9 protein-coding genes and 3 rRNA genes are annotated in these 16,526 nt (G+C 66.5%); 8 read left to right on the top strand and 4 right to left on the bottom strand.

Annotated elements, in window-relative coordinates:
* Positions 1–161: 161 nt before the first annotated feature.
* Positions 162–1,298: a serine protease gene (locus OG580_RS05190; RefSeq protein ID WP_267042455.1), complete on the top strand. Its 1,137-nt coding sequence runs from the start codon at positions 162–164 to the stop codon at positions 1,296–1,298.
* Between the two features lie 101 nt (positions 1,299–1,399).
* On the opposite strand, the gene OG580_RS05185 is transcribed toward OG580_RS05190, so the two are convergent.
* Entirely contained in the window at positions 1,400–2,719 is a 1,320-nt protein-coding gene (locus tag OG580_RS05185; protein WP_267042454.1) for an aminotransferase class I/II-fold pyridoxal phosphate-dependent enzyme, read from the bottom strand.
* A gap of 45 nt (positions 2,720–2,764) precedes the next feature.
* Between OG580_RS05185 and OG580_RS05180 the strand changes: the two genes are divergently transcribed.
* Positions 2,765–4,048, top strand: a complete 1,284-nt coding sequence (locus tag OG580_RS05180) for an MFS transporter (protein ID WP_323182551.1) — start codon at positions 2,765–2,767, stop codon at positions 4,046–4,048.
* Between the two features lie 23 nt (positions 4,049–4,071).
* Positions 4,072–4,962 (top strand): hypothetical protein, encoded by an 891-nt coding sequence (locus OG580_RS05175; RefSeq protein ID WP_267042453.1) that lies wholly within the window; start codon positions 4,072–4,074, stop codon positions 4,960–4,962.
* A 79-nt stretch (positions 4,963–5,041) separates the two neighbouring features.
* Here the strand turns inward: OG580_RS05175 and ptsP are convergent, their stop codons facing one another.
* The 3 genes from ptsP to OG580_RS05160 form a co-directional block, all read right to left on the bottom strand.
* Entirely contained in the window at positions 5,042–6,712 is a 1,671-nt protein-coding gene (gene ptsP / locus OG580_RS05170) for a phosphoenolpyruvate--protein phosphotransferase (RefSeq protein ID WP_267042452.1), read from the bottom strand.
* Positions 6,713–6,793: 81 nt separating this feature from the next.
* On the bottom strand, positions 6,794–7,243 hold the full coding sequence (locus OG580_RS05165) for a PTS glucose transporter subunit IIA (RefSeq protein WP_267042451.1): 450 nt from the start codon (positions 7,241–7,243) through the stop codon (positions 6,794–6,796).
* A 268-nt stretch (positions 7,244–7,511) separates the two neighbouring features.
* Positions 7,512–7,784, bottom strand: coding sequence for a hypothetical protein (locus tag OG580_RS05160; RefSeq protein ID WP_267042450.1), 273 nt, complete (start codon positions 7,782–7,784; stop codon positions 7,512–7,514).
* 135 nt (positions 7,785–7,919) lie between these two features.
* On the opposite strand from OG580_RS05160, the gene OG580_RS05155 reads away from it, so the two are divergent.
* The 5 genes from OG580_RS05155 (at position 7,920) to OG580_RS05135 (ending at position 16,429) form a co-directional block, all read left to right on the top strand.
* A 16S ribosomal RNA gene (locus OG580_RS05155) occupies positions 7,920–9,445 on the top strand.
* Between the two features lie 288 nt (positions 9,446–9,733).
* Positions 9,734–12,856: ribosomal RNA gene (locus OG580_RS05150) — 23S ribosomal RNA — on the top strand.
* An 85-nt stretch (positions 12,857–12,941) separates the two neighbouring features.
* A 5S ribosomal RNA gene (gene rrf, locus OG580_RS05145) occupies positions 12,942–13,058 on the top strand.
* Together the 16S, 23S and 5S rRNA genes form the textbook arrangement of a ribosomal RNA operon.
* A gap of 150 nt (positions 13,059–13,208) precedes the next feature.
* Positions 13,209–13,817, top strand: a complete 609-nt coding sequence (locus tag OG580_RS05140) for a CDP-alcohol phosphatidyltransferase family protein (RefSeq protein WP_024756906.1) — start codon at positions 13,209–13,211, stop codon at positions 13,815–13,817.
* 116 nt (positions 13,818–13,933) lie between these two features.
* Positions 13,934–16,429 carry a mannose-1-phosphate guanyltransferase gene (locus OG580_RS05135; RefSeq protein WP_267042449.1) on the top strand — a complete coding sequence of 832 codons (2,496 nt, stop codon included), beginning with the start codon at positions 13,934–13,936 and terminating at the stop codon, positions 16,427–16,429.
* Positions 16,430–16,526 lie beyond the last annotated feature (97 nt).

Below are 16,526 nucleotides of genomic sequence, written 5' to 3'. Positions count from 1 at the left end.
TCGACTCCACCCTCGACGGCACGGAACCGGACTCCGGGACCGACTGGATCGTCCAGCCGCGCCTGGACCTGGACCGCGACACGACCGTCACGGTCGACGCCCGCACCACCGCCCCGGTCGACGTACGCCCACAGGAAGCCGGAGCCCGCTACCTCCGCAGCATGGCGTTCGTCGAGGCCACCCACGACGGAACGACCCGCTCCGCGAACCTCATGATGTCCGGCGAAGGCCTCCGCGTCGCCCACCTCGGCCCCGCGGCCGAACAGGGCTCGGTCAGGGAGTGGATCGACACCTACTGGTCGGGCGAGCGCGCCGACTACGCACTCGGCTACACCTTCACCTCCGACCGCGCCCTGACCGGCCTCGTCCGGCACCCCGCGCCCGGCGCGCTGGCCACCGTCACGGCCCGCGCCGCCGCCCCGGGCGGAGGGACCGGAACCGGGTTCGTCGAGATCCAGCCCAGCGCGGGCCCCACCGTCGGACTCGTCCAGCCCCTGCAGCAGCTCGCCACCGCGACCTTCCTCGTGACCCCCGAGCGCGGCCTGTGGGACGTCGGCTACGCGGCCCCCGCCGGCCCCGAGACACCGCCCAACCGCTACTCCGCGCAGGCCTTCCCGGTCCGCGCGGGCGCCACCACCACCCACACCTTCGACAACGCGGTCTTCGGCCCGGCCCTCGACACGACCCCCGGCGCCCGCCCCGCGGGCGTCCGCGACGGTGACACCCTCGCCCTCGACATCCCCCTGCTCGCCGACGGCGAGGGCCACGTGTCGAGCGCACCACGCTTCCACGGCGCCACCACCACGCTCCACCGCGACGCCGTCCTGACCGGCACCCGGCAGGGCGCCCCCGGCCACGCGGAGTTCACCACCACGCCCGGCCGTGCCGCGTACCGGCTGACCGCCACGGCCACCCACGGCAGCGGCCCGACGGCGGGCGGACGCACCACCGCGTCCTGGAGCTTCACCTCGGCGGCGAGCTCCCACCCCACCGCGATTCCGCTCAGCACCGTCCGCTTCGCCCCGGACCTGGCCCTCGACGGCACCACCCCGGCGGGAGCCCTGCTCCGCGTCCCGGTGACGGTTCAGGGCGCGGCGGCCACGACCGGCGTCCGCTCCCTGGCCGTCTCGGTGTCCACGGACGGCGGCACCACCTGGACCCGGGTCCCGGTCCTCGACGGCCTGGCCGGATTCCGCACCCCCGGACCCGGCGGCACCGTCTCGCTCCGCGCCGAACTCACCGACACCGAGGGCAACACCCTCACCCAGACGCTGCGGAACGCCTTCCGCACCCGATGAACCGCCACCGGCCCGTGCCCTGACACGGGCGCGGGCGCGGCACGGCCGGGAGCTCCGGGGGAGGCCCCAGCCCTCCTCCGGAGCTCCCGCAGATCACCCCCTCACCCCCCGTACGTCGCCTGCGCGTCCCCGAGTACCCCGGCGAAGTCCGCCGCCAGCCGCACCGCGTCCGCCGGCGCCAGCGTCGCCGTCGTGATCCGTACGGCCGGCGGCGCCGCGATCCGGAACCGCGCACCCGCCGCGACCCACCAGCCCTGCGTCCGCAGCCCGTTCACCACGGCGGACTCGTCCCGCACCGGCACCCACACGTTCAGCCCGCTCGCCCCGACCGCGCGGATCCCGTACGCGCCGAGCGCGCCGATCAACGCCGCGCGCCGCTCGGCATACGCCGCCTCGCCCGCCGCCACCAGCTTTCGCGCCGCCGCGTCGGTGAACAGACCAGCCACCGTCTCCTGGAGCACGTGGCTGACCCAGCCCGAGGTCATGAGCATCCGCCCGTCGTGCCGCGCCGACGTCACGGCGTCGCACGCGACCCCGGCCCACCGCAGGTCGATCCCGAGATGCTTGGACACGGTCCGCACCTGCGCCCACCGGTCGAGCCCCGCCGCCGCGAGCGTGTACGCCGCGACCCCGCCCACCTCCGCGTTGTGATCGTCCTCGACGACGAGCACCTCCGGGAACTCCCGCAGCACCGCGACCAGTTCGTCCCGCCGTGAACGGGTGAAGAAGGCCCCGGTCGGACACTGCCCGCGCGGACTGCACACCACCGCGCGCACCCCACCCCGCAGCGCCGCCCGCAGCGCCTCCGGTACGAGCCCCTCGCCGTCCACCGCCACCGGGACCGTCCGCAGGCCCAACGCGGGTACGAGGTCGAGCAGGTGATGGAAACCGGGATCCTCGACAGCCACCGCGTCGCCGGGACGCAGCTCCGTCGACAGCAGCCGCGCGATGCAGTCCAGCGCGCCGTGCGCGAACGTCACGTGCTCCGAAGGCACCCCGTCCCGTTCGAACCAGGCCCTGGTCAGCGCTTCGAGCGCCGGGAGGCGCGGGGCCGCGCGATGGGATCCGTACACCGGGGCGACGGCCGACGGCGGCCGCAGTACGGGCAGGAAGGCCGGGTCCGGATGGCCGCCCGCCAGATCCACGAGCCCGTCCGGCACGCGCGGGGGCCGTCGCGAGGCCACCGACGGTACCTCCGCCACCACCGTCCCGCCCCGGCCCCGCGTGACGATCAGGCCCCGCTGCCGCAACTCCTTGTAGGCCGTCGCCACCGTCCCCGGACTCACCCCCAGGTCGTCGGCGAGCCGCCGCACCGGCGGCAGGGCGTGGCCCGGCGAGAGCCCGCCCTCGGCGACGCCCCGCTCCACGGACGCGGCAATCCCCTTGGCCGTCGTCCCCTCGATCGCATATTGTGCTGCCACGTAAACAAGTATGTATCAATACAAAGCAGAGCGCAAGGGGGACCCATGAGCCGCTCCACCCACCCGACCCGCCCACCCTTCAAGGAACGCATCCCCGGCGGCCCCGACGGGCGCCGCATGCTCGTCATCGGCTTCATCGACAAGTGCGGCACCGGCCTCTGGTCCACCGCCATGGCCCTCTACTTCACCTACGTCACGGGGCTCGGCCTCGGCCAGGTCGGCCTCCTCATCGCCGTATCCGGCGCCGCCGGCATCGCGGGCGCCCCCCTCGGCGGCCGCCTCGCCGACCGTTTCCCCCTCGTCCGCGTCATCATCTGCACCCAGCTCCTGCGCGCCGCGGCCCTCCTCGCGCTCCTCACCACCGACGACTACCTGCTCCTCGTCCTCTTCTCCGCCGCCGGCGCCCTCCCCGACCGGGCCACCAACGTCCTCACCAAGCTGTACGCCGCCCGCGTCGCCGGCCCCGACCGCGTCCGCTACCAGGCCATCAACCGCACCACCTCCAACCTCGGCTGGACCCTCGGCGGCCTCGGCGCCGCCGCCGCGCTCGCCCTCGGCTCCACCACCGCCTTCCAGCTCCTCCTGGTCGGCGACGCCCTCTCCTACCTGGTCATGGCCGCGCTCACCCTCCGCTGCGCCGAGCCCCCCGCCCCCGCGGCCTCCCGCGTGGTCGCCGCCTCCACCGACGCGACCGCCCCGAAGCCCTCCACCCCCTGGCGCGACCGCGGCTTCCTCACCTTCACCGCCGGCGACGCCGTGTTCTTCCTCCACGACTCGATCCTCCAGGTCGCCCTGCCCCTCTGGATCGTCCACGCCACCGACGCCCCCGTCGGCCTCGCACCGCTCCTGATGGTCCTGAACAGCGCCCTCGTCGTCGCCTTCCAGGTCCCGCTCGCCCGCTTCGGCGCCACCACCGAAGCCGCGCGCCGCCTCTACACCCCGCTCGCCGCCCTCTTCGCGGTCGGCACCCTCTCCGTCGCCGCGTCCGCCCTCGGCGGCCGCGCCCTCTCCATCACGGCCCTGATCACCGCGGCCGTCGCCCTCACCTTCGCCGAGATGATCCACACCATCGCCTCCTGGGAGCTCTCGGTCGCCCTCGCCGCCGACGACGCCCAGGGCGCCTACCTCGGCGTCCACGGCCTCGCCCAGTCCACCCAGCGCTTCGCGGGCCCCCTCCTCATGACCGGCCTCGTCTCCGCCGGCCCGCTCGCCTGGCCCTTCCTCGGCGCCGCCCTCGTCGCCACCTGCGCCGCACAGAACCGCCTGGTCCGCCGACGCCTCCCCGAACCGTCACTGTCAGTGCTGAAGGTTACGGTGAGTGAGCACTGATCGGACAGTCACCAGGGGGAGACATGACCCGGACCGGCACCACCACGACCCACCTCCGCCGCGCCCTGCGCCGCGAGATCCCCAGCACCGTCGGCCTCCTCGCCGACGCGCGGGACTTCGCGGCCATGCGCCGCTACCGCACCTTCGCCTTCGACGACCACACCACCTACCTCCAGCAGGTCGAAGCCCTCCTCAAGACCCTCGCCACCCAAGGCGGACACACCACCGTCACCCTCTTCGACCCCGAGGAATACGCGACCTACTGCGCCGAGAACGCCATCGACCCCGACCACCCCACGAGCCGCAGCCGCTTCACCGACCACCTCGCCACCACCGGAGCCCGCGTCACCTACACCGGGCAACCTCTCAGCACCCTCCTGCCCGAGCTCGTCGACACCGCCGTCCGCCATGCCACCTGGGAGTACGCGACCACGGTCCTCGCCACCGCGGGCGACTGCGCCACCTGCGGCAAGGACATCGGCAAGGCCGCCTTCGCCCAGGCCTCCCGCCTGCTCGTACGCCTCCTGGAAGCCGCCGGTCCCGGTAACCACCACCTCGTCTGCAGCGTCCCCGCCGCCGACGACCAACTCCTCGCCGTCCTCCACGCCCACGGCACCACGCCCCCCGAAGACGCGGCGGCCGCCGAGTTCACCGCCGTCCTCGCCGCGGGCATCGCCCTCGCCGCCCCCGGCGGACTCGTCCTGCGCACCACCGCCCCCGCCACCCGCGACCACCTCCACGGCTGGCGACTCACCGAAGGCACACTGACCCCCCTCACCGAGGCCGAGGTCTTCGCCGCCTACTGCACCGACGCCCGCACCGGAGAGCCCCTCTCCCCGGAACCCGGCGTCGACTACCGCGCCGGCTTCCCCCTCGCCCCCGACCCCGACGACGACTGGACCGCCCACCACTGAGCACCAACGCCGAAGGGGCTCCCCGCCACCAAGGTGACGGGAAGCCCCTCCGATTCCCTACGTCCAGAACCGCCCGGGATCACTCCCCGGACAGCACCGCCTGAGCGGCCAGGCGCGCCTCGTGCGCCGTGTCCGCCGCACGCGCCGCGGCCGCGGCCCGCTCGCACTGCGCCAGCGTGTACTTGGCCAGCGTTGCCCGCACGTACGGAATCGACGCCGCGCCCATGGACAGGGAGGTGACCCCCAGACCCGTCAGGACACAGGCCAGCAGCGGGTCCGAAGCGGCCTCGCCACAGACACCACAGCTCTTGCCCTCGGCCTTGGCCGCGTCGGCGGACAGCGCCACCAGGTCGAGCAGCGCCGGCTGCCACGGGTCCTGGAGCCGCGACACCGCACCGACCTGACGGTCGGCGGCGAAGGTGTACTGGGCCAGGTCGTTGGTGCCCAGCGACAGGAACTCGACCTCCTGGAGGATCGAGCGCGCCCGCAGCGCGGCCGAGGGAATCTCGACCATCGCACCGAACTTCGCCCGCAGCCCCGCCTCACGGCACGCGTCGGCGAAAGCCTTCGCGTCCGTACGGTCGGCCACCATCGGCGCCATGACCTCGAGGTACACCGGCAGCCCCTCGGCCGCCTTCGCCAGCGCGGTGAGCTGCGTCCGCAGCACCTCCGGGTGGTCGAGCAGCGACCGCAGCCCCCGCACACCGAGCGCGGGGTTCGGCTCGTCGACCGGAGTCAGGAAGTCCAGCGGCTTGTCCGCACCCGCGTCGAGCACCCGCACGACCACACGGCCCTCGGGGAACGCCTCGAGCACCTTGCGGTAGGCCTCGATCTGCTTCTCCTCGGACGGAGCGTGCTTGCTGTCGTCCAGGAAGAGGAACTCCGTACGGAACAGCCCGACACCCTCGGCACCGGCCTCCACCGCCGCCGGCACGTCCGCCGGACCACCGACGTTGGCGAGCAGCGGCACCTTGTGCCCGTCCGAGGTCGCACCCGGACCACTGGACGAGGACAGCGCGGCCTTCCGCGCGGCGGCAGCCGCCGTCAGCTCGGCCTTCTTCTCCTCGCTCGGGTCCACGAAGAGCTCACCGGTGGATCCGTCGACCGCGATGAGCGTGCCCTCGGCCAGCTCACCCGCGCCCGGCATCGCCACGATGGCCGGCACACCCAGCGCCCGCGCGAGGATCGCGCTGTGGCTGGTCGGCCCGCCCTCCTCGGTCACGAAGCCGAGCACGAGCGCCGGGTCGAGCAGCGCCGTGTCCGCGGGAGCAAGGTCCCGCGCGATCAGCACGTAGGGCTCGTCACTGTCCGGCACACCCGGCATCGGGACACCGAGCAGCCGGGCGACGATCCGGTTCCGCACGTCGTCCAGGTCGGCGACCCGCCCGGCCATGTACTCACCGGCACCCGCGAGCAGCTCCCGGTAGTGCGAGAACGCGTCGTAGATACCGCGCTCCGCCGTGCTGCCGACCACGATCCGGCGGTCGACGTCGGCGATGAGCTCCGGGTCCTGGGCGATCATCGCCTGGGCCTCGAGCACCGCCTGGGCCTCACCGCCGGCCAGATTGCCCCGCGCGATCAGGTCCGCGGCCACAGCTTCCACGGCCTGACGGGCGCGCCCCTGTTCGCGCTCCGCCTCATCGGCCGGAATCTGCTTGGCCGGCGGTTCGAGAACCGCCGTGCCCATGTGCCGGACCTCGCCGATCGCCACACCGTGGCTGACGCCGACGCCTCGCAGCGTTGTCTCCATCTCACCCGTCTCCGATTGAGCGACGGCCCGGGCCGCCGCGTTGAATGTCGAACTCGCGGTCGTCACGACGACGAACCGGGCTCAGCTCCAGTTGAAGAGCTGGTCGCCGGCCTTCACGTCGCCGTCCTCGACGACGTCGGAGAGCGAGTCCGCAGTGGCCTCCAGGGCCACGATGGGACAGATGGCGGACTTGCCGGCGGCCTCGACCGCGGCAGGGTTCCAGCGCACGACGGCCTGTCCGCGCGTCACGGTGTCACCCTTGTTGACGAGGAGCTCGAAGCCCTCCCCGTTGAGCTGAACGGTGTCGATACCCAGGTGCGTGAGCACCCCGTGCCCCTCGGCGTCGACGACGACGAAGGCGTGCGGGTGCATGGAGACGATGACCCCGTCAATGGGGGAGACGGCCTCCGAGGGCTCACGTACGGGATCGATGGCGGTACCGGGACCGACCATCGCACCGGAGAAGACCGGGTCGGGAACTGCGGCGAGACCGATGGCGCGTCCAACAAGCGGCGACGTCACGGTTGTCATGGGAAGCCTCCCAGGGGCGGAGATTGTGTGGCGCCGTCACTACCTGTCCTGGACGGCGTACTGTTCAGAAGCGTATGTCATAGGAAGTCCCAGTTCCGCACGAGACGTACCACTTGGCGGACCTAGGGCTACCCCGAAACGATTTGCCTCTACTGACGGTGGGATGTACTGTCGTACTCCTGCCTGACCCCAACGCGGCCTTGAGTCGCGGGTCGGCAGCACCTATCAAGCCAGATCCTAACCCCAGTGGTCTACACCTCTGCGTGCGTCAGCTCGCTAGGGGAGTGGTCAGGGGGACCGGGAAAGCCTGGTAATGTTTGACCCCGCCGGGAACGGAAAACGCGAAAGCGAATTCCCCACCGGCAACCCGCTCCAGCGGGTGGCGGAAACGAGAAATCGAGTCTGCTAAGCTGGAAACACGAAATACCGAAGGGAAGCCCGGAGGAAAGCCCGAGAGGGTGAGTACAAAGGAAGCGTCCGTTCCTTGAGAACTCAACAGCGTGCCAAAAATCAACGCCAGATTAGTTGATACCCCGTCCATCTTCGGATGGTCGAGGTTCCTTTGAAAAAGTCCACCCTTAGCCGGGTGGCGCACAGCGAGGACGCTGTGAACGATCGGTCTTATTCCGACTCGATCGTTCCGCTCTCGTGGTGTCGACCCGATTACGGGTAAACATTCACGGAGAGTTTGATCCTGGCTCAGGACGAACGCTGGCGGCGTGCTTAACACATGCAAGTCGAACGATGAAGCCCTTCGGGGTGGATTAGTGGCGAACGGGTGAGTAACACGTGGGCAATCTGCCCTTCACTCTGGGACAAGCCCTGGAAACGGGGTCTAATACCGGATAACACCGGCTTCCGCATGGAGGCTGGTTAAAAGCTCCGGCGGTGAAGGATGAGCCCGCGGCCTATCAGCTTGTTGGTGGGGTAATGGCCTACCAAGGCGACGACGGGTAGCCGGCCTGAGAGGGCGACCGGCCACACTGGGACTGAGACACGGCCCAGACTCCTACGGGAGGCAGCAGTGGGGAATATTGCACAATGGGCGAAAGCCTGATGCAGCGACGCCGCGTGAGGGATGACGGCCTTCGGGTTGTAAACCTCTTTCAGCAGGGAAGAAGCGAAAGTGACGGTACCTGCAGAAGAAGCGCCGGCTAACTACGTGCCAGCAGCCGCGGTAATACGTAGGGCGCAAGCGTTGTCCGGAATTATTGGGCGTAAAGAGCTCGTAGGCGGCTTGTCACGTCGGGTGTGAAAGCCCGGGGCTTAACCCCGGGTCTGCATCCGATACGGGCAGGCTAGAGTGTGGTAGGGGAGATCGGAATTCCTGGTGTAGCGGTGAAATGCGCAGATATCAGGAGGAACACCGGTGGCGAAGGCGGATCTCTGGGCCATTACTGACGCTGAGGAGCGAAAGCGTGGGGAGCGAACAGGATTAGATACCCTGGTAGTCCACGCCGTAAACGTTGGGAACTAGGTGTTGGCGACATTCCACGTCGTCGGTGCCGCAGCTAACGCATTAAGTTCCCCGCCTGGGGAGTACGGCCGCAAGGCTAAAACTCAAAGGAATTGACGGGGGCCCGCACAAGCAGCGGAGCATGTGGCTTAATTCGACGCAACGCGAAGAACCTTACCAAGGCTTGACATATACCGGAAAGCATTAGAGATAGTGCCCCCCTTGTGGTCGGTATACAGGTGGTGCATGGCTGTCGTCAGCTCGTGTCGTGAGATGTTGGGTTAAGTCCCGCAACGAGCGCAACCCTTGTCCTGTGTTGCCAGCATGCCCTTCGGGGTGATGGGGACTCACAGGAGACCGCCGGGGTCAACTCGGAGGAAGGTGGGGACGACGTCAAGTCATCATGCCCCTTATGTCTTGGGCTGCACACGTGCTACAATGGCCGGTACAAAGAGCTGCGATGCCGCGAGGCGGAGCGAATCTCAAAAAGCCGGTCTCAGTTCGGATTGGGGTCTGCAACTCGACCCCATGAAGTCGGAGTTGCTAGTAATCGCAGATCAGCATTGCTGCGGTGAATACGTTCCCGGGCCTTGTACACACCGCCCGTCACGTCACGAAAGTCGGTAACACCCGAAGCCGGTGGCCCAACCCCTTGTGGGAGGGAGCTGTCGAAGGTGGGACTGGCGATTGGGACGAAGTCGTAACAAGGTAGCCGTACCGGAAGGTGCGGCTGGATCACCTCCTTTCTAAGGAGCACAGTACCGATTGCAGACAAACGTTCTGCACGGTCAGCTCATGGGTGGAACGTTGATTAGTTGGCACAGTCGCTGTCTGAGAGATCGTGAGTACTGCTTCGGCGTGGAAAACGGGATCGATGAATCGGCTGTGCTTGGCACGTTGTTGGGTATCTGAGGGTGCGGCCGTATGGTCGTTGCCTTCGTGATGCCGGCCCCAGTGAACTTGCTTCTTTATGGAGCAGGGTGATGGGTGGCTGGTCGTTGTTTGAGAACTACACAGTGGACGCGAGCATCTGTGGCCAAGTTTTTAAGGGCGCACGGTGGATGCCTTGGCACCAGGAACCGATGAAGGACGTGGGAGGCCACGATAGTCCCCGGGGAGCCGTCAACCAGGCTTTGATCCGGGGGTTTCCGAATGGGGAAACCCGGCAGTCGTCATGGGCTGTCACCCATGCCTGAACACATAGGGCATGTGGAGGGAACGAGGGGAAGTGAAACATCTCAGTACCCTCAGGAAGAGAAAACAACCGTGATTCCGGGAGTAGTGGCGAGCGAAACCGGATGAGGCCAAACCGTATGCGTGTGATACCCGGCAGGGGTTGCGCATGCGGGGTTGTGGGATCTCTCTTTCACAGTCTGCCGGCTGTGAGACGAGTCAGAAACCGTTGATGTAGGCGAAGGACATGCGAAAGGTCCGGCGTAGAGGGTAAGACCCCCGTAGCTGAAACATTAACGGCTCGTTTGAGAGACACCCAAGTAGCACGGGGCCCGAGAAATCCCGTGTGAATCTGGCGGGACCACCCGCTAAGCCTAAATATTCCCTGGTGACCGATAGCGGATAGTACCGTGAGGGAATGGTGAAAAGTACCGCGGGAGCGGAGTGAAATAGTACCTGAAACCGTGTGCCTACAAGCCGTGGGAGCGTCGCTCATTGGGTTTACCCAATGGGTCGTGACTGCGTGCCTTTTGAAGAATGAGCCTGCGAGTTTGCGGTGTGTTGCGAGGTTAACCCGTGTGGGGAAGCCGTAGCGAAAGCGAGTCCGAATAGGGCGATTCAGTAGCACGCTCAAGACCCGAAGCGGAGTGATCTAGCCATGGGCAGGTTGAAGCGGAGGTAAGACTTCGTGGAGGACCGAACCCACCAGGGTTGAAAACCTGGGGGATGACCTGTGGTTAGGGGTGAAAGGCCAATCAAACTCCGTGATAGCTGGTTCTCCCCGAAATGCATTTAGGTGCAGCGTCGTGTGTTTCTTGCCGGAGGTAGAGCACTGGATAGGCGATGGGCCCTACCGGGTTACTGACCTTAGCCAAACTCCGAATGCCGGTAAGTGAGAGCACGGCAGTGAGACTGTGGGGGATAAGCTCCATGGTCGAGAGGGAAACAGCCCAGAGCATCGACTAAGGCCCCTAAGCGTACGCTAAGTGGGAAAGGATGTGGAGTCGCAGAGACAACCAGGAGGTTGGCTTAGAAGCAGCCACCCTTGAAAGAGTGCGTAATAGCTCACTGGTCAAGTGATTCCGCGCCGACAATGTAGCGGGGCTCAAGCGTACCGCCGAAGTCGTGTCATTGCAGCAATAGGGCCAACGCCCGCTGTGATGGGTAGGGGAGCGTCGTGTGCCGGGTGAAGCAGCCGCGGAAGCGAGTTGTGGACGGTTCACGAGTGAGAATGCAGGCATGAGTAGCGATACACACGTGAGAAACGTGTGCGCCGATTGACTAAGGGTTCCTGGGTCAAGCTGATCTGCCCAGGGTAAGTCGGGACCTAAGGCGAGGCCGACAGGCGTAGTCGATGGACAACCGGTTGATATTCCGGTACCCGCTTTGAAACGCCCAATATCGAATCAGGCGATGCTAAGCCCGTGAAGCCGTTCCGGACCCTTCGGGGAAAGGAAAGTGGTGGAGCCGGCGAACCAGACTTGTAGTAGGTAAGCGATGGGGTGACGCAGGAAGGTAGTCCAGCCCGGGCGGTGGTAGTCCCGGGGTAAGGGTGTAGGGCGTGTGATAGGCAAATCCGTCACACATTAAGCCTGAGACCTGATGCCGAGCCGATTGTGGTGAAGTGGATGATCCTATGCTGTCGAGAAAAGCCTCTAGCGAGTTTCATGGCGGCCCGTACCCTAAACCGACTCAGGTGGTCAGGTAGAGAATACCGAGGCGTTCGGGTGAACTATGGTTAAGGAACTCGGCAAAATGCCCCCGTAACTTCGGGAGAAGGGGGGCCATCACTGGTGATCGGATTTACTCCGTGAGCTGGGGGTGGCCGCAGAGACCAGCGAGAAGCGACTGTTTACTAAAAACACAGGTCCGTGCGAAGCCGTAAGGCGATGTATACGGACTGACGCCTGCCCGGTGCTGGAACGTTAAGGGGACCGGTTAGTCACATTTCGGTGTGGCGAAGCTGAGAACTTAAGCGCCAGTAAACGGCGGTGGTAACTATAACCATCCTAAGGTAGCGAAATTCCTTGTCGGGTAAGTTCCGACCTGCACGAATGGCGTAACGACTTCTCGACTGTCTCAACCATAGGCCCGGTGAAATTGCACTACGAGTAAAGATGCTCGTTTCGCGCAGCAGGACGGAAAGACCCCGGGACCTTTACTACAGTTTGATATTGGTGTTCGGTTCGGCTTGTGTAGGATAGGTGGGAGACTTTGAAGCCGTGACGCCAGTCATGGTGGAGTCGCCGTTGAAATACCACTCTGGTCGTGCTGGATGTCTAACCTCGGTCCGTGATCCGGATCAGGGACAGTGTCTGATGGGTAGTTTAACTGGGGCGGTTGCCTCCCAAAGGGTAACGGAGGCGCCCAAAGGTTCCCTCAGCCTGGTTGGCAATCAGGTGTTGAGTGTAAGTGCACAAGGGAGCTTGACTGTGAGACCGACGGGTCGAGCAGGGACGAAAGTCGGGACTAGTGATCCGGCGGTGGCTTGTGGAAGCGCCGTCGCTCAACGGATAAAAGGTACCCCGGGGATAACAGGCTGATCTTCCCCAAGAGTCCATATCGACGGGATGGTTTGGCACCTCGATGTCGGCTCGTCGCATCCTGGGGCTGGAGTCGGTCCCAAGGGTTGGGCTGTTCGCCCATTAAAGCGGTACGCGAGCTGGGTTTAGAACGTCGTGAGACAGTTCGGTCCCTATCCGCTGCGCGCGCAGGAATATTGAGAAGGGCTGTCCCTAGTACGAGAGGACCGGGACGGACGAACCTCTGGTGTGCCAGTTGTCCTGCCAAGGGCATGGCTGGTTGGCTACGTTCGGGAGGGATAACCGCTGAAAGCATCTAAGCGGGAAGCCTGCTTCGAGATGAGTATTCCCACCTCCTTGAGAGGGTAAGGCTCCCAGTAGACGACTGGGTTGATAGGCCGGATGTGGAAGCCCAGTAATGGGTGGAGCTGACCGGTACTAATAGGCCGAGGGCTTGTCCTCAGTTGCTCGCGTCCACTGTGTTAGTTCTGAAGTAACGAACACGCCCCCCTTTCGGGTGGTGCGGCGGTTCATATCTTCATAGTGTTTCGGTGGTCATAGCGTTAGGGAAACGCCCGGTTACATTCCGAACCCGGAAGCTAAGCCTTTCAGCGCCGATGGTACTGCAGGGGGGACCCTGTGGGAGAGTAGGACGCCGCCGAACAATTTTTAGCCTCAACCCCCGGACTCTGTCCGGGGGTTGAGGCATTTTTGCGTTCCGGGGAGACTCGGGACCCTGTGCGCTGGGGCGTCGTGGCTGAGGGTAAGGTCGGGGGGCAACGTCGGCACCATCCCAGCAGCAGGAGGCCCCCGGGTGGAGGTCCAGGAGACTCGCGTTCAGACCGACCGGGTCCTCACCATCCCCAACATTCTCAGCATGGCGCGTCTTCTCGGCGTGCCGCTGTTTCTGTGGCTCATTCTCCGTCCGGAGTTCGGCGGCCCCAACAGTGACGGGTGGGCGCTGCTCGTTCTGATGCTCAGCGGTGTCAGCGACTATCTCGACGGCAAGCTCGCCAGGCGCTGGAACCAGATCAGCAACCTCGGCCGGCTGCTTGACCCCGCCGCGGACCGGCTGTACATCCTGTCCACGCTCGTGGGGCTCACCTGGCGCGAGATCCTGCCGTTGTGGCTGACCGCAGCCCTCCTGGCGCGCGAGGCCATGCTGCTGGTCATGGTGGGAATCCTCCGCCGACACGGCTACCCGCCGCCGCAGGTGAACTTCCTCGGGAAAGCTGCGACCTTCAACTTGATGTACGCGTTCCCGTTGCTGCTTCTCAGTGACGGAACGGGCTGGCTTTCGTCACTCGCCGAAGTTTTCGGGTGGGCCTTCGCCGGATGGGGTACAACTCTGTATTGGTGGGCAGGGATCCTCTACGTGGTCCAGGTCCGTCGACTCGTGAAGGCGGATACCGCGGCCGATTGAGCCCGTCCGTCCCGTGCCGTGCAACGTCGCCGGCAGGAACGAGGACGCCCGAGGGCCACCGAGCGGACAGGTGAAGTCGGCAGGACCGTCGTCTCTTCAAGGAGGACGCTTCCGACATGAAGGCCGTCGTGATGGCCGGTGGCGAAGGAACCCGACTTCGCCCCATGACATCGAGCATGCCCAAGCCTCTTCTGCCGGTGGTGAACCGGCCGATCATGGAGCACGTCCTGCGACTGCTCAAGAGGCACGGTCTCAACGAGACCGTCGTCACCGTGCAGTTTCTCGCCTCCCTCGTCAGGAACTACTTCGGCGACGGCGAAGAGCTCGGGATGGAGCTCACGTACGCCAACGAGGAGAAGCCGCTCGGTACAGCGGGCAGTGTCAAGAATGCCGAGGAAGCGTTGAAGGACGACGCTTTTCTCGTCATCTCGGGTGACGCGCTCACAGATTTCGATCTCACCGATCTCATCGCCTTCCACAAGGAGAAGGGCGCCCTTGTCACGGTCTGTCTGACCAGGGTGCCGAATCCTCTGGAATTCGGTATCACCATCGTGGACGAAGGGGGAAAGGTCGAGCGTTTCCTGGAGAAGCCCACATGGGGGCAGGTCTTCTCGGACACGGTGAACACGGGCATCTACGTGATGGAGCCCGAGGTGTTCGACTACGTCGCGGCGGATACTTCCGTGGACTGGTCGGGTGATGTCTTCCCGCAGCTCATGAAGGACGGCAAGCCGATCTACGGCTATATCGCCGAGGGCTACTGGGAGGACGTGGGCACCCACGAAAGCTATGTGAAGGCCCAGGCGGACGTTCTCGAGGGCAAGGTCCAGGTCGACATCGACGGCTTCGAGATCTCCCAGGGCGTGTGGGTGGCGGAAGGCGCAGAGGTGCATCCGGACGCCGTGCTGCGCGGGCCGCTCTACATCGGTGACTACGCCAAGGTCGAGGCCGGCGCCGAGATCCGGGAGCACACCGTCATCGGGTCGAACGTGGTCGTGAAGAGCGGGGCCTTCCTGCACAAGGCCGTCGTGCACGACAACGTCTACATCGGCGAGCAGTGCAATCTGCGCGGCTGTGTGATCGGAAAGAACACCGACATCATGCGGGCGGCCCGGATCGAGGACGGGGCCGTCATCGGGGACGAGTGCCTGGTCGGCGAAGAATCGATCGTGCAGGGGAACGTACGGGTCTATCCGTTCAAGACGATCGAGGCCGGTGCCTTCGTCAACACCTCGGTCATCTGGGAGTCGCGGGGGCAGGCCCATCTCTTCGGGGCGCGCGGGGTCTCCGGCATCCTCAACGTGGAGATCACGCCGGAGCTGGCCGTACGTCTGGCCGGGGCCTACGCGACGACGCTGAAGAAGGGCGCGACCGTCACCACGGCCCGTGACCACTCCCGAGGTGCCCGGGCGCTGAAACGGGCGGTGATCTCGGCCTTGCAGGCCAGCGCCATCGACGTACGGGATCTGGAGAACGTGCCGCTGCCGGTGGCCCGGCAGCAGACCGCGCGCGGAAGCGCCGGCGGGATCATGGTGCGGACCTCGCCCGGTGTGCCGGACTCGGTGGACATCATGTTCTTCGACGAGCGAGGGGCGGACCTCTCCCAGGCCGGGCAGCGGAAGCTGGACCGGGTGTTCGCGAGGCAGGAGTACCGGCGGGCCTTCCCGGGGGAGATCGGGGACCTCTCGTTCCCGGCGAGCGTCTTCGACTCGTACACCGGGTCGCTGTTGCGGAACGTCGACACCACCGGGATCGCGGAGGCCGGGCTGAAGGTCGTCGTGGACGCCTCCAACGGCAGTGCCGGGCTCGTCCTGCCGAGCCTGCTCGGTCGGCTCCAGGTGGACTCGCTGACGATCAACCCCGGGCTCGACGAGTCCCGACCCACCGAGTCGGTGGAGAGCCGGCGGGCCGGGCTCGTACGGCTGGGGGAGATCGTGGCGTCGGCGCGGGCGGCCTTCGGCGTGCGGTTCGACCCGGTCGGTGAGCGGCTGTCGCTCGTGGACGAGCGAGGGCGGATCATCGAGGACGACCGGGCGCTCCTGGTGATGCTGGACCTGGTGGCGGCCGAGCGGCGGTCGGGGCGGGTCGCGCTGCCCGTGACGACCACGAGGATCGCCGAGCAGGTCGCCGCGTACCACGGCACCCAGGTGGAGTGGACGACGACCTCGCCCGACGACCTCACGCGCGTGGGGCGTGAGGAGTCGACGATCTTCGGTGGCGACGGGCGCGGCGGGTTCATCGTGCCCGAGTTCAGCAGCGTCTTCGACGGCGCGGCCGCCTTCGTGCGGCTGATCGGTCTCGTGGCGCGGACGCAGCTCACGCTGAGCCAGATCGACGCGCGGATTCCGCGTGCGCACGTGCTGAAGAAGGACATCGCCACCCCGTGGGCCGTGAAGGGGCTGGTGATGCGCCGGGTGGTCGAGGCGGCCGGCAACCGCTCGGTGGACACCACCGACGGTGTGCGGGTGGTGGAGGCCGACGGGCGCTGGGTGATGGTGTTGCCCGACCCCGCCGAGGCCGTCACCCATCTGTGGGCGGAGGGCCCCGACGACGCCTCCGCACAGGCGCTGCTCGACGAGTGGGCCGAGGTGGTCGACAGCGCAGGTCGCTGACGGATCGGACAGTGAGGCCGGGAGGCACCCCTGCGGGTGCCTCCCGGCCCTTTGTGGGGGCCATTCGGTGGTAGGGCGTACGACGTGCGACGATGTG

Origin of the sequence: Streptomyces sp. NBC_00094, assembly GCF_026343125.1 — a bacterium.
In the GTDB taxonomy this organism is placed as follows: Bacteria; Actinomycetota; Actinomycetes; order Streptomycetales; family Streptomycetaceae; genus Streptomyces.
Note: the sequence above shows the minus strand (reverse complement) of the source record. Positions and strands in the feature narration are given on the sequence as shown.